Origin of the sequence: Methanosarcina thermophila TM-1 (assembly GCF_000969885.1) — an archaeon.
GTDB lineage: Archaea > Halobacteriota > Methanosarcinia > Methanosarcinales > Methanosarcinaceae > Methanosarcina > Methanosarcina thermophila.
On sequence record NZ_CP009501.1, the window covers coordinates 760842 to 786589 of the forward strand.

The 25748-nt window shown below is 42.4% G+C and carries 26 protein-coding genes; 12 read left to right on the forward strand and 14 right to left on the reverse strand.

What is annotated here, in order from left to right; genetic code table 11:
* Nucleotides 1-93: 93 nt before the first annotated feature.
* Nucleotides 94-336 carry a hypothetical protein gene (locus tag MSTHT_RS03225; RefSeq protein WP_048166537.1) on the forward strand — a complete coding sequence of 81 codons (243 nt, stop codon included), beginning with the start codon at nucleotides 94-96 and terminating at the stop codon, nucleotides 334-336.
* A 248-nt stretch (nucleotides 337-584) separates the two neighbouring features.
* Here the strand turns inward: MSTHT_RS03225 and MSTHT_RS03230 are convergent, their stop codons facing one another.
* Nucleotides 585-785 carry a hypothetical protein gene (locus tag MSTHT_RS03230; RefSeq protein WP_048166538.1) on the reverse strand — a complete coding sequence of 67 codons (201 nt, stop codon included), beginning with the start codon at nucleotides 783-785 and terminating at the stop codon, nucleotides 585-587.
* A 146-nt stretch (nucleotides 786-931) separates the two neighbouring features.
* On the opposite strand from MSTHT_RS03230, the gene MSTHT_RS03235 reads away from it, so the two are divergent.
* Nucleotides 932-1141, forward strand: a complete 210-nt coding sequence (locus MSTHT_RS03235) for a hypothetical protein (protein ID WP_048166539.1) — start codon at nucleotides 932-934, stop codon at nucleotides 1139-1141.
* 89 nt (nucleotides 1142-1230) lie between these two features.
* Here the strand turns inward: MSTHT_RS03235 and MSTHT_RS03240 are convergent, their stop codons facing one another.
* A complete protein-coding gene (locus tag MSTHT_RS03240) occupies nucleotides 1231-1650 on the reverse strand; it encodes a pyridoxamine 5'-phosphate oxidase family protein (protein WP_048166540.1) in 420 nt (139 codons plus the stop codon).
* 395 nt (nucleotides 1651-2045) lie between these two features.
* Between MSTHT_RS03240 and MSTHT_RS03245 the strand changes: the two genes are divergently transcribed.
* Entirely contained in the window at nucleotides 2046-3131 is a 1086-nt protein-coding gene (locus MSTHT_RS03245) for a S8 family peptidase (RefSeq protein ID WP_197071761.1), read from the forward strand.
* 227 nt (nucleotides 3132-3358) lie between these two features.
* Here MSTHT_RS03245 and MSTHT_RS03250 read toward each other — a convergent pair whose 3' ends face one another.
* From MSTHT_RS03250 to trmY, 8 genes are all read right to left on the reverse strand, one after another.
* Nucleotides 3359-6043 carry a calcium-transporting P-type ATPase, PMR1-type gene (locus MSTHT_RS03250; protein ID WP_231588174.1) on the reverse strand — a complete coding sequence of 895 codons (2685 nt, stop codon included), beginning with the start codon at nucleotides 6041-6043 and terminating at the stop codon, nucleotides 3359-3361.
* A 286-nt stretch (nucleotides 6044-6329) separates the two neighbouring features.
* Nucleotides 6330-6938: a HemK2/MTQ2 family protein methyltransferase gene (locus tag MSTHT_RS03255; RefSeq protein WP_048166543.1), complete on the reverse strand. Its 609-nt coding sequence runs from the start codon at nucleotides 6936-6938 to the stop codon at nucleotides 6330-6332.
* A 12-nt stretch (nucleotides 6939-6950) separates the two neighbouring features.
* Nucleotides 6951-7787, reverse strand: coding sequence for a 16S rRNA (adenine(1518)-N(6)/adenine(1519)-N(6))-dimethyltransferase RsmA (gene rsmA, locus MSTHT_RS03260; RefSeq protein ID WP_181952235.1), 837 nt, complete (start codon nucleotides 7785-7787; stop codon nucleotides 6951-6953).
* Nucleotides 7788-7841: 54 nt separating this feature from the next.
* Nucleotides 7842-8573 (reverse strand): DUF655 domain-containing protein, encoded by a 732-nt coding sequence (locus MSTHT_RS03265; RefSeq protein WP_048166544.1) that lies wholly within the window; start codon nucleotides 8571-8573, stop codon nucleotides 7842-7844.
* Nucleotides 8574-8933: 360 nt separating this feature from the next.
* Nucleotides 8934-9287 carry an RNA polymerase Rpb4 family protein gene (locus tag MSTHT_RS03270; protein WP_048166545.1) on the reverse strand — a complete coding sequence of 118 codons (354 nt, stop codon included), beginning with the start codon at nucleotides 9285-9287 and terminating at the stop codon, nucleotides 8934-8936.
* Between the two features lie 365 nt (nucleotides 9288-9652).
* Entirely contained in the window at nucleotides 9653-9946 is a 294-nt protein-coding gene (locus MSTHT_RS03275) for a 50S ribosomal protein L21e (protein ID WP_048166546.1), read from the reverse strand.
* 144 nt (nucleotides 9947-10090) lie between these two features.
* Nucleotides 10091-11386 carry a tRNA pseudouridine(54/55) synthase Pus10 gene (locus MSTHT_RS03280; RefSeq protein WP_048166547.1) on the reverse strand — a complete coding sequence of 432 codons (1296 nt, stop codon included), beginning with the start codon at nucleotides 11384-11386 and terminating at the stop codon, nucleotides 10091-10093.
* Between the two features lie 252 nt (nucleotides 11387-11638).
* The gene (gene trmY / locus MSTHT_RS03285; RefSeq protein WP_048168349.1) at nucleotides 11639-12274 is read right to left on the reverse strand and encodes a tRNA (pseudouridine(54)-N(1))-methyltransferase TrmY; all 636 of its coding nucleotides are present in this window, start codon (nucleotides 12272-12274) and stop codon (nucleotides 11639-11641) included.
* A gap of 227 nt (nucleotides 12275-12501) precedes the next feature.
* Between trmY and MSTHT_RS03290 the strand changes: the two genes are divergently transcribed.
* From MSTHT_RS03290 to MSTHT_RS03320, 7 genes are all read left to right on the forward strand, one after another.
* A complete protein-coding gene (locus tag MSTHT_RS03290; protein WP_048166548.1) occupies nucleotides 12502-13158 on the forward strand; it encodes a metallophosphoesterase in 657 nt (218 codons plus the stop codon).
* A gap of 642 nt (nucleotides 13159-13800) precedes the next feature.
* Complete coding sequence (locus MSTHT_RS03295; RefSeq protein ID WP_048166549.1) at nucleotides 13801-15042, forward strand: MgtC/SapB family protein; 1242 nt, start codon at nucleotides 13801-13803, stop codon at nucleotides 15040-15042.
* Nucleotides 15043-15529: 487 nt separating this feature from the next.
* Nucleotides 15530-16075: a cupredoxin domain-containing protein gene (locus MSTHT_RS03300; RefSeq protein ID WP_048166550.1), complete on the forward strand. Its 546-nt coding sequence runs from the start codon at nucleotides 15530-15532 to the stop codon at nucleotides 16073-16075.
* A gap of 522 nt (nucleotides 16076-16597) precedes the next feature.
* Nucleotides 16598-17269, forward strand: coding sequence for a cupredoxin domain-containing protein (locus MSTHT_RS03305; RefSeq protein WP_048166551.1), 672 nt, complete (start codon nucleotides 16598-16600; stop codon nucleotides 17267-17269).
* A gap of 24 nt (nucleotides 17270-17293) precedes the next feature.
* A complete protein-coding gene (locus MSTHT_RS03310) occupies nucleotides 17294-18460 on the forward strand; it encodes a tRNA (guanine(10)-N(2))-dimethyltransferase (protein ID WP_048166552.1) in 1167 nt (388 codons plus the stop codon).
* Between the two features lie 134 nt (nucleotides 18461-18594).
* On the forward strand, nucleotides 18595-19215 hold the full coding sequence (locus MSTHT_RS03315) for a MarR family winged helix-turn-helix transcriptional regulator (protein WP_048166553.1): 621 nt from the start codon (nucleotides 18595-18597) through the stop codon (nucleotides 19213-19215).
* Nucleotides 19216-19262: 47 nt separating this feature from the next.
* Nucleotides 19263-19958: a DUF2110 family protein gene (locus tag MSTHT_RS03320; RefSeq protein WP_048166554.1), complete on the forward strand. Its 696-nt coding sequence runs from the start codon at nucleotides 19263-19265 to the stop codon at nucleotides 19956-19958.
* Nucleotides 19959-20112: 154 nt separating this feature from the next.
* Here MSTHT_RS03320 and MSTHT_RS03325 read toward each other — a convergent pair whose 3' ends face one another.
* A complete protein-coding gene (locus MSTHT_RS03325; RefSeq protein WP_048166555.1) occupies nucleotides 20113-20850 on the reverse strand; it encodes a V4R domain-containing protein in 738 nt (245 codons plus the stop codon).
* A 373-nt stretch (nucleotides 20851-21223) separates the two neighbouring features.
* On the opposite strand from MSTHT_RS03325, the gene MSTHT_RS03330 reads away from it, so the two are divergent.
* On the forward strand, nucleotides 21224-21931 hold the full coding sequence (locus MSTHT_RS03330) for a PspA/IM30 family protein (RefSeq protein ID WP_048166556.1): 708 nt from the start codon (nucleotides 21224-21226) through the stop codon (nucleotides 21929-21931).
* 52 nt (nucleotides 21932-21983) lie between these two features.
* Nucleotides 21984-22262 carry a PspA-associated protein PspAA gene (gene pspAA / locus MSTHT_RS03335; RefSeq protein ID WP_048166557.1) on the forward strand — a complete coding sequence of 93 codons (279 nt, stop codon included), beginning with the start codon at nucleotides 21984-21986 and terminating at the stop codon, nucleotides 22260-22262.
* A 71-nt stretch (nucleotides 22263-22333) separates the two neighbouring features.
* Here the strand turns inward: pspAA and MSTHT_RS03340 are convergent, their stop codons facing one another.
* The 3 genes from MSTHT_RS03340 to MSTHT_RS03350 form a co-directional block, all read right to left on the reverse strand.
* Complete coding sequence (locus tag MSTHT_RS03340) at nucleotides 22334-22774, reverse strand: universal stress protein (protein ID WP_048166558.1); 441 nt, start codon at nucleotides 22772-22774, stop codon at nucleotides 22334-22336.
* A 687-nt stretch (nucleotides 22775-23461) separates the two neighbouring features.
* Entirely contained in the window at nucleotides 23462-24079 is a 618-nt protein-coding gene (locus tag MSTHT_RS03345) for a thiamine-phosphate synthase family protein (RefSeq protein ID WP_231588175.1), read from the reverse strand.
* Nucleotides 24080-24212: 133 nt separating this feature from the next.
* Nucleotides 24213-25439, reverse strand: a complete 1227-nt coding sequence (locus MSTHT_RS03350) for a hypothetical protein (RefSeq protein WP_048166559.1) — start codon at nucleotides 25437-25439, stop codon at nucleotides 24213-24215.
* Nucleotides 25440-25748 lie beyond the last annotated feature (309 nt).

Genomic DNA, 25748 nt, shown 5'->3' on the forward strand with positions numbered 1-25748 from the left:
GATCTGGCTCAGGTAGAAAAATGTTCCTGATCCAGAAGAAGGCACCACAACTTACCGGAAATTATTTTAATATTTTGCAATATTGTAAGACTCATGATTAACGAAGATAAAGTGCCAGGCGGCGCTGACAAGTGCCGAGAGTTCGGAGCAATGGGGGATCTCTTACGTGCACTCCAGAAGGAAGAGATGGAGCAAACGGAGACTTCCCCTGAAAAAACCCCCGAAGCCAGAATAACACAAAGCACAATTGACCTTATGACAGAAATCAATGCAACATTAAAAGAAATAGCTGAAACACAGAAGAGCATACTGGAAGAACTCAGAATGATTAAATAACCACAATAGCAAACTTTTTTCTAAAAAATTTTCAGTTCAAAGTTTGTAATAGAAAAATAACACAAAAACTGAATTAGAAACCGAGAGCTGAAAAAATCCTGAGAATCTTCCTGATTTTTATACCATTAGATTCAGATTTGTAGTTTAAGATTTTATTCTTTAATTCTTTAGTATTCTTTAATTCTTTAGAATACGTGACTTTTTGTAAGTATAGCTCCCGATTTCCTTATTGCCAACTGCCTTATTTCTTATTTTCTCAACGCTGCCTGAACCTTTTTAGTGTTTTCTATAGCTTTTCTCTTTAATTCAATCATTTTTTCCATTTCAGCTATTTTGGCTTCCAGCCAGAGTATCTTCATGTCCATCTTCATTAAAGCGATTTCCTTTTTCTGATCTGCAGGGAGAATTTCCCAGATTTCCTTCATCATTCCTCCGTGACCTTCATGCATGTTTAATTACCCCCTTTTCTCTAGCACTGATTTCACTGACAACTGCCACAACAATAACCTGGGACTGGAAAAAGTCTGCTGGCATCATAAAGAGATTATTATTACTGACATATAATAACTAGAGAAATATAAATTAGAATCCTATAATGATTGAAGCTAGAATTTTAAAAGGAAAGAATGTCAAAGAATGTACTGGTGGTCTTATATTTTGTTCGCAGATTACAGTGGATGTTGATTCAGAGAGAAAAAGTTATGATTCTGTCTGGCAGCCCCATTCTGTGGAAATTATGACTTATTCTGGCTTTGAGATTGGGAAGAATCACAACCTGGAAGAACATTCAGGCACAAGCTCGTAAGGGTCCAGTGAACTTCAAATTATGATCCTTCCAGCATCCAATTCTTAAAATGTTAGTTTGCCTTCTCATTCAATCCTGTGAATTTAAACTCAGATCGATTTCTCCCATCCCTGCCCGAAATCTATCAATGGTCTGACCTCATAGACCTCGAAGGTCAATGCAGCGTGTAATAGCTTCGCAGCTTCCTCGCCTACGAAATTTGCAGCCTGGGTCCGGATCATTTCGAGCAGTTCCCCGGATGTCGTATATTCCTTCAGTTTCATATAAACCCGGATGCCTTTCCAATCCGTAATCGAGTCTGCAGGCTCTATGATAGTATAAGTCGCATAAGGATTCTCCAGGAGGTTTGCAAAGGTACGGTTGTTGGCAGTTGCCGCCAGAACAGTCTTTTCATCAATCATTTGAGGCGAGCCGAAAACAGCAGAATCGACCCGTCCGTCACTGCTTGACGTACTGAGGACGCCAAGCCTTGGAGCTTTATTAAAATATTCAATCAAGTTTGCTGGCATATTTTATCTCCTTTGCATTAGTATTATCACTCATCCTTAAAAAGAAAAGCGAAATATTTCGGAACTTTAGCTTTTCAAAGGCAGTTTTTATTTATTTCGTTTAGCCCAGTTTTATTTTTTAGTCTAGCTTTGGAATTTCTGAGCTGGCGAAGGTTTTAGCCCATTCTGATCTGTTTTTTGATTCAATAAACTTTTGAGATTTATGATTTACAGAAATAGGTACACTGCCTTAGCTACAGGAATACAGATGAACCTGCGTTAATATATTCAATCATAAATAATTATGTTTATTGTGTAATATAATTTAGCAAATATTATATAAAATAAAGAATACTAGTATATTTGTGTGGGGAAAGGTAATATTTTTTATGGCGCTAATTTTTATTAGCGGTTTAATGATCACCACAGCTGGAGCGGTGCCGGTGATCGTAGATTTCAAAGATAAAGCTCACCCGGAGATTGTACAGTTTTATGGAAATGTAACGCACTGCTACAAATATATCCCTGCAGTAGCTGCTGATCTTCCGGAGCAGGCTATTGAAAATCTGAAAAAGAATAACAAAATCGCATACATAGAACTAGACTACGAAGTAAGTACATTAGAAGAGACCGCAACGTGGGGAATAACCAGAATTGGGGCTCCATTGGTACATACAAATGGCAACAAGGGGGCTGGAATCAACGTTGCAATAATAGACACCGGAATTAATTATAATCATCCTGACCTGCATGATAACTATAAAGGAGGATATGATTTCGTAAACGATGATATCGATCCTCTTGATGATAACGGGCATGGGACACATTGTGCTGGTATCATTGCTGCGGCAGATAATGATATAGGAGTTATCGGCGTTGCTCCTGAAGCCAATATCTATTCACTCAAAACGGTTAACAGTACAGGAAGCGGTAGTATCAGCGACTTGATAGCCGCAATTGAATGGGCAATTGAGACTCGTAAGGATGCAGACACCTCAAACGATATTCAGATAATATCTATGAGTCTGGCTTCAAAAAGTGGAGTGACAGCACTGGAAGCAGCGTGCTCACAAGCGTACAATTCCGGAATTCTGCTGATTGCAGCTGCTGGGAATTATGGAAACATCGAAGGAACAGGAGACTCTGTAGTTTATCCGGGAGCCTATAGTTCGGTAATAGCAGTTGCAGCAGTCGACTCCTTTAATAATAGGGCTTCATTCTCAAGCACAGGTCCAGCTGTTGAGCTTACTGCACTGGGCGTTAACATACTCTCAATCTCCTATCAGGATGGCTTGAAGTCGTTAAATGGGACATCTATGGCGTGCCCTCATGTTGCAGGAACTGCAGCACTGGTTCTGGCAGCAAACCCATCTTTCACCAACGATAAAGTAAGAGACAGGCTTGCACAAACAGCTACAGACCTTGGGGCTCCAGGAAGGGACAACCTGTATGGATATGGACTTGTGAATGCAGAGGCTGCTGTGGCTGCCCACACCTTATGAAACTTATACATAAGTTAATATGATAACCTGGCAGGTCGAGGATTCCTCCCCAGAAATGAAAACTACTTCCTTTAATCATAAAGTAAAGGAGCAGGGTATGCTCAAAAGCAAACCCATTCCTTATTTCCATCTTAAGTCAATTTGGGTTTTAATCCGAGTTCTATTCATTTACTCCCTTAGTTATGCAGTTAGATTTTTCTGTTTTCTCCAGCTTCTCTTCCCTTATTTTACCTGTGCCTTCTCCATTCCAGATACTTCGTAAACTCCATGGCTATAAGGGTGGTTGAAGCCAGCGGGATTATCATTGCCCAGTCGGAAAGCGAGAGTGGAACAGTCCTGAAAGCCACTTGCATGAAAGGCACGTAGATTGCAGCAAGCTGCAGGAGTATTGTGCTCAATACTGCATAGATAAGGGACTTATTTGTAAAGATTCCCAGGGAAAATACCGAATATCGTTCCGAACGCCAGTTAAAGGCGTTAAACATAAGTGAAACAACTACTAGGGTAAAGATTAAGGTCTGAATTTTTGGAAGGGGCGTCCCGTTACCGAGAGCCCAGTAAAGAACCCCAAGCGACTGGATTGCAATTAAAAGTCCCAGTCCGAGGCTTGCTATAATCATTCGCTTTGAGACCAGCCCTTCTTTTGCTTTAGCCGGTTTCTGCTTCATAAGCCCCCTGTCAGGAGCTTCCAGGGAAAGCGCCATTGGAGGCAGGCCATCGGTAATAAGGTTGATCCAGAGGATCTGAACCGCAATGACAGGCAGAGTCTGCCAGGCAAGCACTCCGACAAGCACGATAAGTACAAGGCCTATATGACAGGTAAGACCGTATGCAATGAAGTTTTTAATATTCTTCAGGATATTCCGGCCCTCTTCGACTGCCGACACGATGGACGCGAAATTGTCATCGGTCAGGATCATGCTTGAGGCTTCCTTACTGACATCCGTACCTGTAATACCCATAGCTATTCCCATATCTGCTGCTTTCAGGGCAGGAGCGTCATTTACTCCGTCTCCGGTCATTGCAACTATGTATCCCTTCTTCTTGAGTGCCTCAACAACTCTCAGCTTGTGTTCTGGATATACCCTTGCGTAGACCGAGACTTTTTCCACGATTTCTTCGAATTCTTTATTGTCAAGCGCATCCAGTTCGACACCTGTGAGGACAAGATCTCCTTCCCGGAAAATCCCGAGTTCCTTTGCAATCGCAAAAGCCGTGGTCTTGTGGTCGCCCGTAATCATCACGGTCCGGATTCCTGCACTGGTACAGGTAGCAATCGCGGTCTTTACCTCCTCTCTAGGAAGGTCACGCATACCCATAAGCCCTGCAAAAACCATTTCTTTTTCAGCGTCTTCAGCAAGAGTGTCTTCCGAAACCTTGCGGTAGGCAAATCCCATAACCCGAAGTGTCAGATTTGCCATGTCGTTTACTACATTGAGGATTTCCTGCTTTCTTTCGGAGGTTAATTCTTCTTCACGCCCCCCAAGGAAAATTTTCGTGCATGAAGAAAGGATAACCTCAGGAGCTCCTTTGGAATATGCATACGTCCCATCTTCGGAAAAATTGAGAGTGGTCATCATCTTCCTCTCGGAAGAAAAAGGAACTTCTCCTTTGCGCCTGTGTTTTTCCTCAAGGGCGGTTTTCCAGATGCCTTCTTTAGCTGCCACAACTACAAGAGCGCCTTCTGTAGGGTCACCTGTAATATCCCATACTCCATTTTCCTCAAACAGTCCTGCATCGTTACAGAGAGCTCCTGCAATCAGCAGCCTGTGAAGATGCACGTCTTCAGAAACAGGTTTGTCCCCGTTGAAGAAATCCCCTGCAGGTTTATATCCTTCGCCAGTAACACTCAAGAGGGTTCCATTCACGTACACCTTTTCAACAGTCATCTTGTTCTGGGTAAGCGTCCCGGTCTTATCGGTGCAAATAATATTGGTAGAGCCAAGTGTTTCTACTGATGGCAATCTTCTTATAAGTGCGTGCCTCTTTACCATTCTCCGAACACCAAGCGCAAGCCCGACTGTCACAACCGCAGGGAGAGCTTCGGGGATAGCCGCAACCGCAAGGGCAACTCCCCAGAGAAACATCTCAAAAGGATCAAAGCCCTGGAAAATTCCGAGTATAGCCACAAAAGCCACGACTATAAGGGTTGCAGTCCCGAGCCAGCGCCCGAACTGGTCAAGTTTTTCCTGAAGGGGTGTTCTCTCCCTTTCGATTTCACCCAGAAGCCCGGCAAGTTTCCCGAAAGCCGTATTCATGCCGGTTGCCGTAACAACGGCTTTACCCCTGCCGTAGGTGACCGAGGTTCCTGTGTAAACCATGTTTTTCCTGTCAGGCTGTGGGGTTTCGGTAGGAAAGATGTCTGTACATTTTCCCACAGGAATTGATTCTCCGGTGAGTGAGGACTCATCTATCTCCAGGGAGAGGGCTTCAAGAAGCCTTGCATCCGCAGGAATCCGATCTCCTGCCTGCAAAACTAAAATATCGCCCGGAACAAGCAGGGAAGACGGAATTTTCACTTCTTTCCCGTCCCTTATAACAAGAGCTTCTGGGCTGGTAAGTGCCTTCAAAAGTTTTATTGACTCTTCTGCCCTGTATTCCTGAACAAAACCAAGCACGCCAGCAAGGAACACGGTAAACAGGATAACAAAAGCATCAATAAGCTCTCCAAGGAAAGCAGAAACAAGTGCTGCAGCGATCAAAATTATAATAAGGAAACTTTTGAATTGAGAAAGAAAAAGCTTTACAACCGAGGTCTTTTCTTCTTCTTTAAGTTCGTTTTTTCCGTATTTTTCAAGCCGGTTCTTCGCTTCTCCCGAACTCAGTCCGTTTTCGGATGTGTTCAGGGTCTTTAGAACCGCGTCTGCGGCTTCATCATAATACATCCAGTTTTTATCTCCAGTTAAACCCATGCAAACGCATTCAGGTTAACAGCGTTTACAATCTGTCAATTTTAACTTATTTTCGGGAGCGTTAGTAATTCCGTAATAGAATATAGAACTTTGTGTGGAAAGATCCTTAAAATGCTCCTGCAAGTCTTTAACAGGCGCATTGAAAATGAAAATTTATGTTTAATTCTGCTGTAAAACAGGGACTTAATACTTAAAATAAAACAGAGTAAAAGCAGAATAACTTCTGGATCATTTCTTAAGTCTGAGCGATTGGATAAAAATAATTTTAGGAGTTATTATCAGGAATTCACGTTAATTTTCCCCGGATAACCATCAATTCCTCAAAAGAAACCTTTTTTCTTGCCACAACCTCAACCGCAAACCCTAATTTCTCCATTTTACCCTTAACCGCTTCCAGCCCGGTAATAGAGGAGATAAGCACAAGAATTTCCCCTCCTGGCTTGAGATAATTCTTTACTTCATCCAGAAAATGGTTCAGAGTATCTCTTCCACTGGTTCCGCCGTCAAAAGCATAATTTAACCATCCAGGGACTTTTTCCTCTCTTGAGGTGGGCAGATAGGGCGGGTTAAAGAGAATAAGGTCAAAAAGAGTCTCCGGATGCCGGGGTTTTAGCCCTTTGAAAAGGTCGGTGCGGATAACCTCAACCCCATTCATTTTCGCACAGCGTGCAGCGTGCGGGTTAATCTCGGTGGCGATAAGGCGGATGTCTTTCAGGTTTGCAAGGAGTACGGCTGATACGAAACCAGAGCCTGTCCCGATTTCAAGGATGTGCATACCTGGTTTTGCCTCTATCAGGGCTGCATCGGTAAGTAAAAAAGAATCTTCGGCAGGCTCATAGACAAGGTTCGTGTCTCCAAGCCTGATCCTGGCTTTTTTGTATTCGATTTCAACCATAATTCCAGGTTTTTATTGTTCTTTTGTTTCTTCTGCGAGAATTGATTTCTTTAAATCAACTATCTTGTTTGCGACCTGTGCAAGCTCCTCTGGAGTCAGGTTCTCAGCGCGTTTGTTCATTAAATCCTCAGGAAGCCGGGCAACCACTTCTTTAACGCTGGGAATTTTGAGCACATGATTCGTATTCAGGATTGCGTTTCTCAATTTTTTCCGGCGCTGGCTGAAAACTGCAGCCACGAAATCCATGAAAAAAGCCTGGTCTTTGACCTCGAAAGGTGCAGGGCGAGGCACAAGTTTAACAACTGCAGAATCAACCTCTGGTGCCGGCTGGAAAGCGCTCTTCGGGACTTTCATCAAAATAGAAGCGTCAGCGAAATAGCACGTATCAACCGTAAGACGCGAATAGTCCTTACAGTTGGGCTGGGAAACCATCCTGGCTGCAAACTCGTACTGGTACATGAGAATGCCAAGCTTGAATTTATGGCGGAGGAGCTTGAAGGTAATCTCCGAAGAGATGGAGTAGGGAAGGTTTGAAACGACCTTATCGAATTCAGGGAAATCTACTTTAAGAGCATCACCAGCAATGATCTCGATATTTTCAACCCCATCAAAACGGTCATGCAGAATCCTGACTAGAGCAGGGTCAAGTTCAATTACAATTACTTTTTTTGCCTTCCGTGCAAGCCTCTCTGTAAGGTTTCCAATACCTGCACCGATTTCAAGCACAACATCTTCGGGTCTCAGATCAGCAGCAGCTACTATCCTATCCAGATAGTCTGTGTCGACCAGAAAATGCTGATCAAAAGTGCCTCCTTTTATATTATATTTTTTAAGAAGAGAACGAACCAGAGCTGAGACCTCCTGAGTTATTGAATAAAAAATAGAATAGAGAGAGTTCACAGCTCACTCAGCTTTCTGGCGACGTGGAGGAGTTGTGAACAGCCTGTACTTGATGAAATCATCCTTTAGTTCTTCTTCAATCCTGTTGGCGATGACTTTAGCCGGGTCATGCAGGCTTGGAATTCTCTCACGGATATCCTGGAAACTCTTGAATTCTCCTTTTTTGCGCTCATCGATTATAGACCACATGAGTTTTTTGCCTATCCCGGGCAGAAGATCAAGCATATGCAGGCGTGTAGTTATGGAACGGGCTTCGTTAAAAAATTTTACAAAGCGCTCCTCCTGAGACCTGACACATGCCTCAAGGATAAAAGGCAGTTCAAGAATGGCTCCTGCCGTAAGCTCAGAATAACCTATTCTTTGCTTTACGTGATCGATTTCATCCCGATCTCCAGGGCCTATATAGACCCTTGATTGAATCTGAGGAACTACACCGTTTTTGGGAACAAGCTCCATAAGGGTAAATTTTTTGTCTCCTATAGCCTGGACAAGAGGCTTCTTCTGGTATGAAGCGGCGCTATTAACGGACTTCCCATATGGGAGGTAGTCAAGAACCCATGCATATTCCTCTCTTTCCTGCAAAATTTCCTGGGATTTTCCGGATGAGCGTGAAGCTCTCTCTGATTGTCTATTTGATTGCGGTTTGCCTGTTGGACGCCTGCCGCCATAAGAAGGTTTTTCAGCAGCTGACCTGCCAGCGTACGGTCTTTCTGATTGCGACTTCTCTACTCTCATCAGCACACATCCTATCAATAAACGTAAAATCCCATGGGAATCTGTGTTCAGGATGTAACTGATCCTGAGTCACACGAGATTTACTTTCATTCGGTTCGGAACCTATCCCATTAATTGGACTTGTCGAATATTCACAAAATTACGAGTATTCTCAAATTTTTATACTGTCCTAATTCTATACTGTCCTGTAACCGTCATCCCCGGACTCCATCTTCCTAACTCAAAGAGTCCTCTGTGTTCGATTTCAAGATTTCAAATCAAGATATTCCCTAATTTAAAGCACTTTAATTTTCGTAATACTTCCCTTATAAGCAACAAGATGAGAACTGCTATATAGCTTATTCCTTTTTAATCTCAGTTTTATTCAATGGCTTCCAGCACGTAATCGAGAATCTGATCCAATTCCTCGTTGCTCAGGGTATATTTCTCTTTAGCGTAGATTGATCGGATTTCGTCCCTTGACTGAGGCAAAATATCTGCGATCCTGATAGCGATTGAAGGCTTCATTTTTTCAAGCTCTAATAACTTGTTAACCAGTTCTCTTGATTTTTCCCCGCTGATTTTTGAAAACAGTTCAGCATGATGCAGGGCTTTTCTGAAACTGTATCCTATCTCAAGCCCCTGCTCCCTGCGCTCGTCTGCGATCTTGGTAAGTAGTTCTTTAACTTCGGCCAAGGTCAATAATTCTTCACTGAGGACTTCCTTAACTATCATTGAAATACACTCTTTTTGACTTAAAAACTGCTTATGCACGAAATTCGATCGTATTTAGCAATGATCTGAATTACAAATAATGTATTCTAATCTGGCTCAGGTATATGTCTGACAACCGATATATAATTATAGATATCCCCGTATCAGAATAAGAGATAAAATCTTAAAAGCAGCTTCTTCAAACTCCCACTCGCCTTTTAGCAGGCCTTCAGGGGGAGATTGAGTTTCCTATACTTATTTACAGGCAATATTTCCTGGAAGTTTCCATAAATTCCTGGCAGTAGCCCAAGCTACAGTAGAAGCCTGCATACTGTAAACTCAGGAAAAAGGGTTAGGTTTTACAACCTAACTGCCCGGAATCGGAATTAATATTTCTGTGGTTTGAGGTGCTGAGGAAGAGAAATAACTTCCTTAATTGCATTTCCGTTGCGGACTTGAAGAATATACGAACGGCCACGCTGCCCGATTACCTTTCCGGTAGAGCCCTGGAACTTAGGATTGGGCATACCTTTCTGAACGCTTGGGTCGATGTCGATATGAACCATCTGCCCTACTTCGAATTCCTGAATTGCCCTGCTTACAGGGGAAATTCCTCTTTCACGAACTGTCTTCTGTAACTTGTACCTTGTGCAGCGTTTTTCGCCGTGGGAGTTTGTCATCGCATGTTCCTCCTTAGAATGCTCGATTAATTTCTCAATAGTATATACAATTTTTCTCTAGATAAGATGAATATTATTTAAATAAATGTTCAGTAAGGCAATACTCTCCTGACCTGCGCATTAAATAAACCTGACAGATTGAATTTAAATATCAACGTTAATCACATCAAGATCTTCCACAAGCGCAGGAACTCCTAAAAGTTCGCTCAGGCTCGGTTTTGTCCTGCCCTCATCTCCGGAAATAAGCTCTTTTACATACAGTCCGCCTTCGCAATTTACTGTTATGTAAGCGTAGCCCTCATCTGTCAGTTCCTCAAGCCTGATACTATGTACGCGCCTCTTCCTGATAAGGTCGGCTCGTCTGTGAACCACACGCTTTGGAGTTTGCTGGGAGATTTCTGCGCCACTTAAAGCCTCAAGACTGGATTTAAGCTTTTCCTCTGAAACAGGCTCTTTAAATGTAACTTTAAGCTTATAAGTTTTATCCGCCTTTGAGCTTTTCAGGGTCTCAATCATATCTTTTCCAGTGAAGGTAAGCTCGCTTACCTCAACCTTTCCTGCAGCTTTTTCGTTGATATCTCTCATGAGGGCTTCAAGATCTGCGCTGCGTTTTTTAGGGGATTTTGCTTCCACTATAAAAGGCCTTCCACTGCCAAGCATCAGGGCATCGATATCTTCTCTGCCTGAACCGTGAAAAGCCGTATCTACTGCCTGGAAAGCTTCGACTACAGGCCCTTTTATAAGCTCGTCTACGGATTCCGGGTACTGCTTCCCTGTAAAACCGCATCTTTCGCATCCCTTTCCCTTGCATTTCCTGCACGGCCAGCGAGTCTGGGGGATTCCCCTGACCAGTTTGCGATAGCGCCCCAGAATATATACCGAGCGGATCTGGAGTTCAACCTCGTTTCTTGCAAGTTCAAGGGTAATTGTGATGTCAGGGTTCTCAAAATCCACATCTTTCTGGACTTTTTCAGCTATTCTTTTACCCACTTCCCTGTTAAGCTCGCTCTTAAGCTGTTCAGCGTATGCAGTTCCTATCTCTGCCCAGAGTATCTCTTCGTTCTCACTCAGAAGCCCACTAACCTTTGTGCCCACGAGGAATGTTGAGTATTCAAGACCCTCAAGGGCTTTTGCAGCTTTATCAGCCCACTCGTCCAGTTTTTTGAACTGGTCAAGGCAAACCCAGCACTGTTCATCTTCACCCATGATTCCAAGTGTTTTTCTTGCAAGCTCACTGCAAGGGGCAAGCTCCCTAAGAAGAGAATCGTCATTTTCAGTTTTGTAGATTCGGTCCCCTTCCAGGGCAAGGGCTAGTTTCAGTGCCTGCCCACGTTCTCTGTTGCTCAGGCCGGTGGACAGTTTTGCAAACTGGCGACCCAGGCAGTTGTCACATACGGGACCTTCGTGAAGAATCTTTTTTGAGATTTCAAGTACATCCATTTTCTTTCACTTTCTTCAAGCTCTTTGTTCGGGAATAGACCTGAGTGAATAATCAGGAAATGAGGGACAAATACTGGGTGAGGGCAACTGTCTTTAAGACGATATGTTACTGCCAGTCCCTGCAAAGGCAAAACTTAGGAAACATGGATTTCCGGAAAAAGTATTCGGAAAGATTTCTCCAGATAAGTTTCTATTCTGATACAGGGAGGTGGAATATAATTTTTGTGTTGGAATAAATTTAGGGATTTCAACTTAGTTCTCAATCCTGCGTTCGATTTCTCCGGGCAATTCCCCTCTTTGCGCTTCAGCTCTGTCCAGCTCATTATGCACAAGGGTTATGCAGTGATTGGAGTGAAGGGAAAGAGGACCCACCGAGATAATTTTCGCCCCTGCCTTAAGAAGCTGCTTTTCCTCTTCTTCGGTAACCCCTATATGGTCTCCCAAGAAGAAGACAGGGTCCCGAATCTCATTTGCAATTGCCCTGATGTCCTCGCCGTCCTCTCTCAGGTAGAAAAGGGTGCGCCCCTCAAACTTCGAGAGCAGGAAACCAAGGTCTCCCCTGCGAATCCAGACGCCTGGAGTGGAACGAATATCTTGCTCAGTTGCATCCTTTTTAAGGGCTTTCTGGATAAGAGAACCGCTGCTTCGCTCGTCTGGATTGAGATATCTCAGGTGAAGCCCTTCAAACCTGATAATTTTTCCTGGGTCAGGTTCTCCAAGAAGCAGCAAGTGTACATTTACATCCCTGCGCATTCCGAAGGAGAGAAAAAGGGCAGAACTCACACAGCGGCAAAGGATATCCATTCTTCCAGCGGAACCAGGAAGATCGTTTAAAGAAAAATCGCCGTCTGTCTTTGCCTTATGCCCTATAATAACGATATCGCGCATGGGCACTATAATTTACTAAGAGATATAAAAGATGTACGCAAACCTTTTTAGGAAAAAGTTTTATCAAAAACTTTTTAGAAAAAAGTTTTATCAAAAACTTTTTAGAAAAAAGTTTTATCAAAAAATTTTTAGAAAAAAGTTTTATCAAAACCTTTTTAGAAAAAAGATTTATCAAAAAGGCAGCCTTAGGATCTTTTGAATAATTTGAATAACAGGACCGGATAAGGATGAAGATACTGGCTATTTCTGATCCCCATGGGGATTATTCGAAGATAAGGAAAATGATGGAAAAGGCAGGAGATTTCGACCTGGCGGTTATTGTCGGAGATATTACTCATTTCGGACCCGATGAGAAGGTAGAAGAACTGATGGAACTCTTTGATAAGCCCGTGCTGGCAATTCCTGGAAATTGTGATCAGAGAAGTATTTTGAATGCCCTTGACGCCTCAAAGGCTACGAATCTGCACGGGAAGATTGAGCAAATAGGAAATATCAGTTTTATAGGGCTTGGCGGCTCAAATCCCACCCCTTTCAACACACCATTTGAGCTTTCAGAAGAGGAAATTGAGAAAGCCCTTGAAGGAATGGTCTGCTCTGCCGAAAATGCAGGTGAGTGTGGAACCATAGTACTTCTGACTCATGCTCCCCCCCATGGCGCACGAGATGAACTTCCTTTCGGGCACGTGGGCAGTAAGGCTATCCAGAAATTCGTTGACAGGGTAGATCTGATAATCTGCGGGCATATCCATGAGGCAAAAGGTCTGGAGAAAGTTGGAAAAACCGTAGTGCTAAACCCTGGCGAAGCTTCCAAAGGTTCCTGCGCCCTTGTTCACCTTCAAGAACCGGAAGGCAAACCCATTGAGGTCGAATTTGTAGAGGTATAAGATACCCGATTCAATAATGTGAAATGTCAATCTATAATCAGCTTCACCCAGACCTGGCAGGCTTTACCGGGAATTGTATATTGTAGGGAATAGACTATGAAGTTTCCGGGTTAATATTCACCTGAAAAGATTTTTCTCAGGTTTATGAACACCTCAGGAAATCTCACACAGGTTTTTCAATATACACTCAACCTTTTTCTTTTTTCAAGGGCTAAATTCATTACCAGGGACACCCATACTATATAATTATATTTTTGTTTTAGCTCGCTAATCAATCTCATTTGCAGAATCAATATTAACTTTATTCATCTGACTACCCATGATCATTCGTCCTATCAAACTATCATTTGCTTTAGTACTCTCATTTATTTACCTGCAGATTTAACTGGCATAATAACCAGGCACAGGCATATTGAAAATCACTAAGAGAAATGTGAATAATAGGATTGTATGACCGATGCCGGAGCAGATGGATAGAATTTAAATAAGTTAAATTGAGAGTTTAGATAAGGATTTTAAATACCTTAAATATGAATTTCAAATATGGTTTCCTTAAAACCTAATTCTGAACTTTATAGATCGAAAGATAATAGAGGTTGAGCTACGGGTATTATTGAAGATTTAGGTTTCGATCCGGTTTTTATGGATTTCATGACGAAGCTTGCCATATCCTTTCTGATTGGAATAATGGTGGGTATAGAAAGGGAGCATAGAGCAATTGAGCATGAAATCTTTGCCGGTGTGAGAACTTACAGCATAACCTGCATAACAGGCATGTTAACTGCTTACGTAAGCGAGGCAACAGGACAGGGTTTTGTTTACGTAGCTGCGCTTTTCATCGGGGCAGTCTGTTCCATAGTCACTTATTCCAAGATTTTTCTCTTCAAACGGATAGGAGTTACCAGCCCTATCAGCCTCTTCTTCATTTTTGTGGTGGGTGTACTTGTAGGCTATGACTACGGCATGTTTGCTATAGTCTCTTCAATAGTTGTAGCTATTCTTCTGATCCAGAAGAAACCTCTTCACCAGTTTGTAGGAAGCCTGACAAAAGAGGAACTTTACAATGCCATACAGTTTCTGGCTGTGGCTTTTATACTTTATCCTGTGATGCCGGATAGAGAGTTCTTCGGAGTTATAAACTTCAGGTCTGCAATCCTTATTGTAATTCTTGTTTCACTTATCAGTTTTTTAAGCTATGTACTCTTGAGAAAGTTCGGTACAACAAGCGGAATCTGTTATTCTGGCTTTGTAGGTGGCTTTGTGAACAGTGAAGCCACAACAGCTGCACTTGCGGGTCTCTCTAAACGAGCAAAGGAAATGGCCGACCCTGTGCTTACCGGAATCCTGCTCTGCAATATTTCCATGCTCATAAGGAATCTTGTGTTAGCTCTGATAGTTGACCCAACTGGTCAGATTACTTTATCTATGCTTCCTGTCCATACCGTGATAATTCTTGTTTCGATATTAATGGCTCTGAGGTATAATAAGAAATTCTGCTCGATAGGAGGAGAAGAGCTTAAAATCGAATCTCCTTTCTCGCTTGGTCAGGCATTCAAGTTCGGTACTGCTTTTACATTGATCCTTATAATAGGAAGTTTTGCCTATAAAGTTGCAGGAACTGCTGGAATCTACATCACCGCCCTCGGGGCTCTCGTCAGTAGTTCTGGAGTAATTGTCTCTGTAACTTTACTCGCCGTAAGCGGAAATATCTCCTATATAACTGCAGCTAACACTGCGGTGCTTGCAAGCATTATGGGTACGGTTAACAAAATTCTGATTTCGAAAATCTCTGGTTCTTCCAGCCTTTTTACCCTTGCAAGAAATACTTTTGGGATAATTGCAGTTATAGGGACTCTTGCTTTACTTTTATGGAACAGCATATGAACAAAGCTTTGAAGTGGATTTGTTTTCAGTAAAAGTATTTTATGATCTTAGAATTGATACTCCAGATCTCCTGTGATGTCTACACTTGATAAGCAGTGAATGCGATCCTCACAGTTACTGCCCATTAGCGAATATCTTTACACGCGAGCAGTAAATTAAAATTATTTAATAAGTAAGCTAAAGCTGTGGGGTGAAAGCAAGCTTCAAGAGTTTTTGAAAGGAATACTTACTCAAAGTAGTAAGAGCAATTCAAAAAGAGTGAAAAGTATATTTATATGTACGGGTAATCTTGAAAAAGAAAAATCAGATTTGAAATGCCCTTAAAGAAGGGCTGCAATACTATAAAATACCGGGTCTTATAAAGACTAAGGAAGCTAAAAATCTGAATAGTCAAGCATCAAATCAAATATTAGCTTATAATTGCATGGAATTTCGAGCTGAGGTATTAGCTTCGGAAATTTTATAACCGCAAGCGGTGGGGAATAAAATGAAAACAAAATTAATTGTGTTGCTTCTTATATTTGGCGTCGTTTTATTTTCAGGATGCGCAGGGGACGAACAGCCTTCGCCAGATGAAAATGGTACTCCTGTAGAAACTGAAACACCGGAAGAAAATGTAACTGCTGTAGAAACTGAAACACCAGAGGAAAATATAACTGCTGTAGAAACTGAAACACCAGAGGAAAATGTAACTGCCGTAGAAGCTGAAACACCGGAAGAAAATGAAACCGAGGAAACAGGCGGGGTTACAACTTCTGATAGAAGACCGGCTACATATACCATAAGGCTGGATAATAATATGGCACGCCCATCAAGTCTTGAGATTAAGCAAGGAGATAGGGTTGTCTGGTTAAACTGGGAGGACAGCCCGAGAAGGGTTTTTACACTTGTAAGTGAAGAAAATCTCTTTAATAACACAAATCTTGTGTACAAGCGTTCTTTTACCTATACCTTCAATGAGACCGGGGAATACCACTTCAGCGTTGTCGGTCAGCCCAGAATGAATGTTACTGTTAGTGTGGTTGAACCCTAAATAATAGCTATTTATAACTAAAAACAGCTGCCGGGAGACCTCCTGGCAAATCTATTTTTAATACTTTTTAAAGCCGGATTTCCTGAGCACACCTTTTATTTGCATTCTCCAAAATACTTATTGTTTTTTTGTTTCACGGCTCCGGTATATAGGGATTTTACCTGACAGCTAGACTACAGAATTCGTAATACACCTTGCCTTTTCCGCAGTATCGCAGGATAAATACACTGGTAAATCTGAAGCTTGGTGCATTGTCAAAAGAACTGGAAGATTTTCTGGATATCAGGGTTGGAGTTGAAAACTGAGACTTTTAATGCTGCAGTTTCTAAGCAGTATACAAAGTAACACTAAGCTCACTTCAGTATTATGTCATCCATATCAGTACTTATCACTCAGAATCCGTGCCCATATCTCAAGAATAACTCCAGCTTAATGAACTGTTATAAGAAAGCGTTATTATTTATAAACGGCTTATATTAAGTTAGGAATACAAAAGAAGATTACTAAATAAGGGGGAGGCGATTGGGAACAAACAAAATAATTCTACTCCTAATAGTTCTGTCAGTAGTAATTTCAGGCTGCCTGAGTTCGGGGGATGAGGAAAATGAAGAGGAAGATCAGGAGGCAGGCGGCAGTTCAGGAGGCTCACAAAGACCGAGACAAATGACAACACCCCCAGGAACGCAGAAAGAGATGTGGACAGCAGAAGAAACGGAAACTGAAGACGAAATGTGGACAGCGGAAGAAATGGGAACTCCAGCGGAGACGGTAGCACAGGAAGAGCTTGAGACACAGACAGAAACAGAAACTCAGGAAGAACTGGGAACACCGCAAGATACAGCAATTCCAGGAGCTGGGGAAGAAGCTGAGGCAGGGCAAACTGAAGAATGGACGGAAGAAGGAGGACAGGCTGGAGATGTACAGTCAGGTGGAGCCGTCCCAACCACACATCCTGTAAGGCTTAAGGATTATCTTATGATTCCCCCAAGACTGGAAATCAATACTGGAGAAACGGTTATATGGAGAAATTATCAGGAATCCAGTGTGCTTTTCCTTACCAGCAGGGAGTATCTTTTTGAGGATCAAAGGCTTGTTTACGGAGATACCTTTGAGTATACATTCACTGAACCGGGCAGCTATAATTTCAGTGTAAAAGGCTATCCCAAGATGCAGATGACCATTACTGTAAAATAATATCCCAAAGTATAGCAGTCTCAAATGATGTATAAAACTATAGTTGAAGGCACAACAAAGGTTTTAGTTCCAGTACCGCCTCAGGATGCAGCCTTCCCTCCGTCGGCAGCTCCGGTTTTTTATAATCCGGAGATGGAGCTTAACCGCGATATTAACGTTGCAGTTACAGCTGCATTTGTGAAAAGGCTCCTTTCGAGAAAAGAGCTTCTCAGGGAAGAAATCCGTTACGTGGACGCTTTTTCGGCGTCAGGGATAAGGGGACTAAGGATTGCAGGTGAAGTAGGTATCCATGCTACCATGAATGACTGGAATTCAGATGCGTTTGAAACGATAAAAGAAAACATCAAAATTAACGGGCTTGAGGAAAGAACCTTGGCTACCCGCAAGAATGCAAATGTATTGCTTCACGAGCAAAAGTTTCATATCGTGGATATTGATCCATTCGGCACTCCTTCACCTTTCCTGGACGCGGCGTCGGCCTCGGTCAAAAATCTGCTGTCGGTTACGGCAACGGACACAGCCCCGTTATGCGGAGCTCATCTGAGAGCCGGGATAAGAAAATATGCAGCCGTGCCTCTTAACACGGAATACCACAGTGAGATGGGGCTTCGAGTTCTCCTGGGAGCCTGTGCCAGAGAGCTTGCAAAGCACGAAAAAGGAATGTTACCCCTTATTTCCCATGTGACACGTCACTATGTTCGCACTTATCTCAAAGTTCTTCCCGGAACAAAACATACTGATAAAACTCTAGAGTCAATGGGTTTCAGCATTCACTGTCCGACATGTGGGTTTCGAGGGTCAGTGTATGGACTTGCAGTACATATCAAGAATGATTGCCCTGTTTGTGGGTCTTTCACACAGATTGCGGGTCCTTTGTGGCTTGGACCCTTCAGGGAACGGGCATTTTGTGATGAGGTTATCTCCGAACTTGAAGTGCATCCTCTAAACACAAAAGACAAAGCGAAAAAGTTAATTACCTTCTGCAGGGACGAACTCGATATCCCGATGTTCTATGACCAGCATGTAATCTGTAAAGAACTCGGAGTTTCCGCAACTGGAATAGAAACCCTCATAGAAGCCCTTAAGGCTCACGGATTTGAAGCGTCAAGGACTCATTTCAGCGGAACCTCGTTCCGAACCAATGCGCCTATAACGGAAATAAAAAAGATAATCAGGGCGCTTTCTGAATGAATTTTCAAGCAAAAGTTGAGAGGCAAATGAAGGTAGGAAACTCTCCCAGTATTGTATATAAACCACTGAAGAATACTTAAAACCTTTGATTGAGGTCCAGAAGTAATCCGCTAGAAAATTCCAATGTGATATTTATGTCCGATGAAAATGCAGAAAAATTATTCTTGCAGGAAAAGCCCACCCGTGCGCTGCTATTTATTGGCTCGATGGGAAAGACTTATGCATCTGTTATTTCTAAAGAGATAGATTCCACCTTTGCCCATACCACAAGAATCCTCGCGAAAATGGAACAGTGCGGACTTATAAGATTCACATTCGAGGGGCGGATAAAGTTTGTCGAACTTACGGAGTACGGGAGAGAAGTCGAAGCTGCCCTCAAAGAGTTCAGGGATATTATCGCAGAGGAACCTCCGGAAATTCAGGAAGAAAAGTCCCGGGAAACAGGGGTCGAAAAAGAGGAATTTACAGCCGGGGAAGAAGAGAAAGAGCCTGAACAGGTAGAAGAGCTTGATCCTCTGAGTGCAGAGATTCTTGAGAAGGTGAAAAAACTCCGGAGTAAAATAGAGAGCATTCACAGGGAGGCAGTGGAACAGGGAGATAGCAAGGATACGATTTCCCGGAAACTTGGTCCTTACAGTAGGGATATAAAGAAACTCCAGAACCAGATTGAAAGGGCAGAGAGCCCAATTAATGAAATTGTCACCTCAGCCCTGAATGAAAGTGAAGAACTTCTGGAAATGTATCTCAGGAACTGAGGGGATGTCCAGCTCCCGGCAAAAAGTAGAGAATTGGTAGGAAGAATATGATAAAAGTTGTAACTCTCCAGCATATTTATGGGAAGAACCGGGAAAGGATGGCAGAACTTCTAAAAACCCTGGTTGAGAATGAATTGAAGGATCTTGAGGTAAAAGTTGAGATATCCATCACCCCTGAAAACTGGGCTGAGTTTACTCTTGAAGGTGAGGATGAGGAAGTGTCTGCAAATTTGCTGACCTCCAGATACGGGACGCCTGTACAAAAAGCTGAACCTGGGAAGGTATACAGGGGCTTTCTCCAGGCTTTTTTAGAGGATGCTTTTCTGGTCAATATTGGTGTACCTGTCAGGGTTGAAGCCGGGGAACTCAAAGCTCTTGGCAGTGGAAAGCCAAAACAGCTTGCCTCAAGGTTCGGTCTTATACCCCATTTGCCGGTTGAAGTCGAGGTTATTGAGGCAAACAAGGATTTAAAAGCTCGTTTCACTAAAAAACAGCTTGATCTCTGGTGGAGCTGGAAAAAAGCAGCTACTGATAGGGTGACTGTTAACGGAGCAACGCGCTCGGAAATCAAAAGTGCAATTAAAAAAACAGGCCACGGAAGGGATATTTACGAAATCGAGCGCCTGGGGCTGCTGGAACATGCAATCGTGTGCCGGGAAAAAACCGATGGTCCAGGTATAGTTGCAGCAATAGGGCCTCGCCTGAAATCCGAAATGGGAGTTGTAATTGGGGAGGCGCGCTGACAGACTGCCCTTAAGAGAAAGCAGGACGAAGCCCGAAAAAAGAGCTGGCATGGGAAAATTTTGTAAGCCAGTAAATTCTAAGAACGAGATGTAGCTTAAACCCCAAAATACTAATAATACTTGGTATGTAGAACAGCGAATGTAATAAAGGAATTCATATTGTTATCTTGAAAAGACAGTGTTCATGCCCTGTCCCATAACACTCAGTCTCGGTAACTTTATAATCCTTTTCAAGCTTTCCTTTAAGGATCCCTTCAATAATGCCTTCTATTAAAGAGCAGAAAGGTTTCCCAATGACAGGCATTGAACTGGCTTTGAAACTATCTTCAATCTGAAGAGCAATGGGATCCGTGAGTACAGAAACCCGGCATTTTCCATGGAATTCTAGAAAATCCCCAATCTCTTTCAGGAGCTCATCCTGGGTTTCGGATTTGAAAATTGAGGAAACAGATATTCCAAGATCGCTTCCTATAGTTTTTACAACTGGAGCATTGTTAATTCCATATGCTTCAAAACCAAAGCAAAGCGCATGAAACAGGATTTCTGCAAAGCAGAACCTGTCATATCCATTTGCAGGAGCCTTTTCCAATAGTTTCCTGTAGTGCTCGATAAATGGTTCCTGAGAGCAACCCATGTAGCGGGATGTGAGGGAATAAATTTTGCGGCGGCGGTCTTTTGGGTTAAAGCTTTCTTCCACAAGCTCGCACGATCTGAGGTTGTTGAGATGTACGGAAATGGTTGACTTGGCTTTTGCTGTATATTTTACGATTTCATCGAATGACCTGGGCTCTTCCCTGAGCAGGTTGAGAATCTGGAGTTTAACAGGGCTGTCTATTGCTATCAGTCCTTTTTCGTTATAAAAAAATTCTGTTCTACTCTCAGATTTTGCCATAATATCTTTAGATAAGTTGCTCTCAGATTATATAAACCGTTCGCATCGCCACGAAGAATATCATAGTATATATAATTACAAACTTATAAAACCACAGTTTAAAGAGTACACTTAGAAAGAGATAACCCTGATTTAATAAGAGAAAACCTGGTTCGGGAAGAGAAATTTATAGTAAGGATATAGATATGCAAGAGAAATTTATAGTAAGGATATAGATATGCTAATAATATAATTCCAGCGAGAACAGCTAGACTGCAAATATACTGAAGCCTTCTGATAAAGCGTGTGAAAGAACTATAATGGAAGTAATAAAAAAGGATGAAAACCCAGATCGTTCGGCCTGGGAACTTTTAAAAAGCAAAGGGGAAAATATATGGGATTATTAGCGAGAATGGAGACAGTGCTCAAATCAAAGATGAGTAAGCTGCTTAACAAAATGGAAGACCCGCGGGAAACGCTGGATTATTCTTATGAGAGGCAGCTGGAATTGCTCCAGAATGTGAAAAAGGGTGTTGCAGAAGTTGCAACTTCAAAGAAGCGCCTCCAGCTTCAGCGTGCAAAGCTGGTTCAGAACATAGACAAACTGGAAGGTCAGGCAAGGGATGCCATTGCATCTGACAGGGAGGATCTTGCAAGGCTCGCTCTTGAAAGAAAGGCTGCCCTCCAGCAGCAGGTTGAAGAGATTAACCGGGAAATTGCAGAGCTTGACAAGCAGCAGGAGAAGCTGGTGGAAGCAGAAAAGCGCCTTTCAACGAAAGTGGAGATTTTCAGGACTCGAAAAGAGTCGATTAAAGCCCAGTATTCGGCAGCTGAAGCCCAGGTGAAAATCAATGAGTCTGTCACAGGAATAAGCGAAGAGATGGCAGATGTAGGTCTTGCACTTGAAAGGGCTGAAAATAAGACTGAAGAGATGAAGGCACGAGCTGAAGCAATCGACGAGCTTATGGAAGCAGGCACACTTGAAGACCTTACGGGCGGCAGGGACGAAATAGACCGGGAACTTGCAAAAATCAGTGCCAAAACCAGTGTAGAATCCGAACTTGCCAGACTCAAGGCTGAAGCCGGAAAAGAAGGCAAATAAGGAAAAGCAGGGGAGAAGAAGATAAGGAAGGGAATGTAAGGAGGTCTGAGAATTGATAATCAGGATTATGGGTGAAGGCCAGTACAGGGCACCGGAGGCTCTTTGTAACGAGTTGAATCAGATCGATAACAGGATTGTGAAATTGGTAGAGGAAGGAAAAGCCGAGGAATTCCAGAAAGAACTTGCTAAGTTGATTTCCGAGATAAAGAAAAATGGGGAGCCAGTTGGAGCGGAGGAGATAACAGAATCCGATATCATCGTGCCGCCAGCGGACCTGAGCCTTGAGGAAGCAAAAGACATATTTAAAGGTTCTGGAATCTTTAAGGATTAAAGTTGCAGCTTTAAAAAATTTTCCGGCACTGGGGATCAGAATTTCGGGTTAGCAGCCTTCAGTGCCTGTATTTATCGAATAACCATCACCGGTACCTTTGAGTGCCTGACAACGTTCTCTGCCACGCTACCGATCAGGAATTTTTTGATGCCTGTCAGACCATGCGTGCCCATTACTATAAGGTCAATATTGTTTTCATCGGCATATTCAAGGATTTTATCCGCTGGAATACCTTTCGAGTATGCGGGCTTAACTTTAACTCCGACTTGTTCTCCCAGTTTTCTCACGTTTTCAACCGCAACTTCTCCCTTATCTGCAAGATACTCCTCAAAGGCTTCACTCCAGCCCATAACCGTTCGCGTGGTTACTGCATGCTTAGTAGAGATTACATACAGGGCATGCACTTCAGCACCTATTGCCTTTGCGATATTTATTCCATATGAGGCAGCTCTTTCTGCATTCTCTGAACCGTCGGTTGCGATCAGAATTCTTTTGAAAAGACTTCCTTCCATTCTATCAACCCCCCTCTATAATAGAAAAACAAGTCCTTTTTAGGCTCACTATTTTCTTATTTTCTCATCATTTTCTTATTTTCTCACTATTTTCCTATTTTCTCACTATTTTCCTATTTTCTCACTATTTTCCTATTTTCTCACTATTTTCTTATTTTGTAATATCCATGAGAGTTTTTCTTTATTAAAACTCATTCTATTCTTTATTCTATAATTAAAAATATAAGTATTAATATTAACCTCATCTTGGGAGTTAGGTAATGAATTATAGCAGAAGCTGCTCCTTTTAGGCAAACTTATAATTTTTTTCTATATTGTATCAACATCTACATCAAACTCATACGTTTGATATTAAAAGCTTATTATAACGGAATTAAAAATAAGCTCCGAAAATTCATAACTCGAAGAAAGGTTTTAAAAATCAATTTAAGTTAGCATGTTGGTATATAGTCTACAAGCATACCATACATTTAAATAACGGATACCGAAACCAACGGATACCGAAACCAGCAGTTTCTACATCTACTGATACCAGTTAAGACTAAAAACCAGCGAAAAAAACCAGAAAAAAAACCAGAAAACTGGCTTCCTTCACTCCATGGAAGAGAGGGAAAAAATTTCCCCTCTCCTCTTCATCCTGTTTGTATGTCCTGCTTTCCCGGATAGCAACTCTTTCGTTACGGCTTTTCATTTAGTCTTTTTTCTTGATGCATGATAATTTCTGGCAAGTTCACACATCTGTTCCGCAACCTCGATAGGGTCTTTCCCCACGAGAATACATACCGGCTCTTTTCCAACTGCACCGGTCTCGCAAAAGATTCTGGGCATTTTTCCCCCTGCAGCCCTAATAGCTTCCTCGATCATCCAGGAGATAGCTTCTCCCCCCGCATCCTTCATATTCTCAGGTTCTTGACTTCGGTCTACAATAGGGAAATCCCATTCCTTCTCTTCACAGTAAGTTTTCAGAAAGTCGGCAATCTCGGGATTATTTGCAAAATCTATAATAGACCTTATCTCAGGATCTTTTTTCCGGATTTCCAGAAGGACACGTGCCATATAACCTGAAGCCCCAAATTTGATTTTTCCAATAGCTGCCGGAAATCCGTCAACTACGGAGATCCTTCCGTCTACTGCAAGCACATCTTCAGGATCTGTTGCTTCTCTTGATGCATATACAAAATTCGTACGAACCTCAGGGATCAAAGCTGAGAATTCCCCACATCCTTCAATCTGTTCAAGCCCAAGATATAAACGCCCAATCATGTCTGCCTTTTCATTGAGATCCATAGCATCACGGCTTCCCATTCAGTTTATCTTATGAGATCTCTTCTGCATCTGTAACTTATGTTATCTGTCTGTTTGTCAAATGTTTTAAAAGAAGTAGCCTGCCTGCCCTTAATGAATAAATTCTATCCGACGTGCCTGTAAGCGTAAGAGCTTATTCGCTACCGGTATCATTTGTCTCTAACCGATAGAAATGATACTCATATGGTTCCCAGGTATCGTTGATGGTTCCGTCTGTGACAGTTACGGTTCTGTTTTCCCATAAGACTTCATACTTTCCATTTGGCACGCCGGCAATTGTTGCAGTATTTGGTGTACAGTCTGCCTCGGTAAAGTCAAGCATGCTGGACGAAGCTATCAGTTTTTTACCTTCGGAATCAGTAAACATATAGGCAGTAACTGCATCGATTGTGCCACCAGGATCTGAAGTTATACTCTCCCTACCGCTGGTTACGTTTGTTCTCAGAAGTGTTCTGTTGCCATTCATAATCCAGGGCCAGATCTGCTCATATTTCGGCTTGAAATCAGCCCACCCTTCGTAGTTTGGAGTCCCGGCTGCATACTTATAAGCATATGAGAAAACCCCCTGCGCTCCGCCTAAGATTCCCATGACAATCTGGCTCTCGTGACGGTCAGCCACTTTTTGCTCAGTATCCAGATCCGGATCTGAAGGATTCACCTCAGTAGCCTGACCAAAAGCTTCGGTTGTTACGTATACAGTCTTTCCTGCATTCTTCCAATCAGGAGCATTGGCAATAAGATTCCCATATACCCAGGCGTGAGGGCGTTCAGGATGGAATTTTGTATAAGTTGTGAAATAACAGACATCCAGCCCCGGGATGAATTCTCTGTCATCAGGTCCAGTCTGCATATCACCTAAATAATCACCAGCAACAGCATTTGGGAAGTACTTTTTCATAGCTGTACGCATGTTGATAAGTGTAGAAGGATCATCTTCCTCGTCAGGAAGATAAACGCCATAGAAATCATTATCAGTAATTCCCATGTCCCTGACGTTTCTCCAGAAGCTTTCAGACTCCATCTGCGGACCGCTGGTAGCTACCAGATATTTCGAAATACCGAGCTGTTTGCCTCTATTAATATTATTAACAAACTGCTGTGGAGTTATAGAAGTCCTCCATCCTAAATGAACAAGCGTAGCACCCTCGGTTAAAAATTGAGTCCCTGTCTCCCATCCCATCATCCCATATGGTGCAACTGTGCCGCGTGGATATGGAAATTCACTGTTATTCGAAGAGTAATTTTCCGATGTATTTTGTCCGTTTGATGCCAGTGCAGCCGATGAGCCGAGAATTAAAACACAAACCAGGACGACTGCTGATGTCAAGAGTGATAAATATAAACTATCCTTAGTTTTCATCTGTTTCTATTCCCCCATTCCATCTCCCTTCCAGATGTGTGTGAATTACTCCGTGATTATAATAAATTTAGATAATATATATAACTGCAGGAGCATACTTCCTGGCACTCGGTTGATACTGTTTACAAATTAATCAGTTATTTTACGGTATTTTTGGGGGCTATAAAAAACAGCGCCGTTTCAATTCAACTGTGCGAGGTAAGCTGCGAATACTGCTGAAGATTTCTCTATAACTGCGATTTCTCAATTATTATAGTAGCAGCTCAGTCTAAATAAATTCTTATATTTTGGGGGAGATACATTCGTAAG

What these genes read in the sequence shown, in the direction of transcription:
- MSTHT_RS03245 (WP_197071761.1), top strand. Translation starts at nt 2,046, where the DNA reads ATGATCACCACAGCTGGAGCGGTGCCGGTGATCGTAGATTTCAAAGAT.
- MSTHT_RS03325 (WP_048166555.1), bottom strand. Translation starts at nt 20,850, where the DNA reads ATGGCAAAATCTGAGAGTAGAACAGAATTTTTTTATAACGAAAAAGGA.
- trmY (WP_048168349.1), bottom strand. Translation starts at nt 12,274, where the DNA reads ATGCGCGATATCGTTATTATAGGGCATAAGGCAAAGACAGACGGCGAT.
- MSTHT_RS03250 (WP_231588174.1), bottom strand. Translation starts at nt 6,043, where the DNA reads ATGGGTTTAACTGGAGATAAAAACTGGATGTATTATGATGAAGCCGCA.
- MSTHT_RS03230 (WP_048166538.1), bottom strand. Translation starts at nt 785, where the DNA reads ATGCATGAAGGTCACGGAGGAATGATGAAGGAAATCTGGGAAATTCTC.
- MSTHT_RS03275 (WP_048166546.1), bottom strand. Translation starts at nt 9,946, where the DNA reads ATGACAAACTCCCACGGCGAAAAACGCTGCACAAGGTACAAGTTACAG.
- MSTHT_RS03235 (WP_048166539.1), top strand. Translation starts at nt 932, where the DNA reads ATGATTGAAGCTAGAATTTTAAAAGGAAAGAATGTCAAAGAATGTACT.
- MSTHT_RS03225 (WP_048166537.1), top strand. Translation starts at nt 94, where the DNA reads ATGATTAACGAAGATAAAGTGCCAGGCGGCGCTGACAAGTGCCGAGAG.
- MSTHT_RS03265 (WP_048166544.1), bottom strand. Translation starts at nt 8,573, where the DNA reads ATGAGAGTAGAGAAGTCGCAATCAGAAAGACCGTACGCTGGCAGGTCA.
- MSTHT_RS03270 (WP_048166545.1), bottom strand. Translation starts at nt 9,287, where the DNA reads ATGATAGTTAAGGAAGTCCTCAGTGAAGAATTATTGACCTTGGCCGAA.
- MSTHT_RS03295 (WP_048166549.1), top strand. Translation starts at nt 13,801, where the DNA reads ATGGATTTCATGACGAAGCTTGCCATATCCTTTCTGATTGGAATAATG.
- MSTHT_RS03320 (WP_048166554.1), top strand. Translation starts at nt 19,263, where the DNA reads ATGATAAAAGTTGTAACTCTCCAGCATATTTATGGGAAGAACCGGGAA.
- MSTHT_RS03300 (WP_048166550.1), top strand. Translation starts at nt 15,530, where the DNA reads ATGAAAACAAAATTAATTGTGTTGCTTCTTATATTTGGCGTCGTTTTA.
- MSTHT_RS03255 (WP_048166543.1), bottom strand. Translation starts at nt 6,938, where the DNA reads ATGGTTGAAATCGAATACAAAAAAGCCAGGATCAGGCTTGGAGACACG.
- MSTHT_RS03310 (WP_048166552.1), top strand. Translation starts at nt 17,294, where the DNA reads ATGATGTATAAAACTATAGTTGAAGGCACAACAAAGGTTTTAGTTCCA.
- MSTHT_RS03280 (WP_048166547.1), bottom strand. Translation starts at nt 11,386, where the DNA reads ATGGATGTACTTGAAATCTCAAAAAAGATTCTTCACGAAGGTCCCGTA.
- MSTHT_RS03330 (WP_048166556.1), top strand. Translation starts at nt 21,224, where the DNA reads ATGGGATTATTAGCGAGAATGGAGACAGTGCTCAAATCAAAGATGAGT.
- MSTHT_RS03345 (WP_231588175.1), bottom strand. Translation starts at nt 24,079, where the DNA reads ATGGGAAGCCGTGATGCTATGGATCTCAATGAAAAGGCAGACATGATT.
- MSTHT_RS03240 (WP_048166540.1), bottom strand. Translation starts at nt 1,650, where the DNA reads ATGCCAGCAAACTTGATTGAATATTTTAATAAAGCTCCAAGGCTTGGC.
- MSTHT_RS03315 (WP_048166553.1), top strand. Translation starts at nt 18,595, where the DNA reads ATGTCCGATGAAAATGCAGAAAAATTATTCTTGCAGGAAAAGCCCACC.
- MSTHT_RS03290 (WP_048166548.1), top strand. Translation starts at nt 12,502, where the DNA reads ATGAAGATACTGGCTATTTCTGATCCCCATGGGGATTATTCGAAGATA.
- MSTHT_RS03340 (WP_048166558.1), bottom strand. Translation starts at nt 22,774, where the DNA reads ATGGAAGGAAGTCTTTTCAAAAGAATTCTGATCGCAACCGACGGTTCA.
- MSTHT_RS03350 (WP_048166559.1), bottom strand. Translation starts at nt 25,439, where the DNA reads ATGAAAACTAAGGATAGTTTATATTTATCACTCTTGACATCAGCAGTC.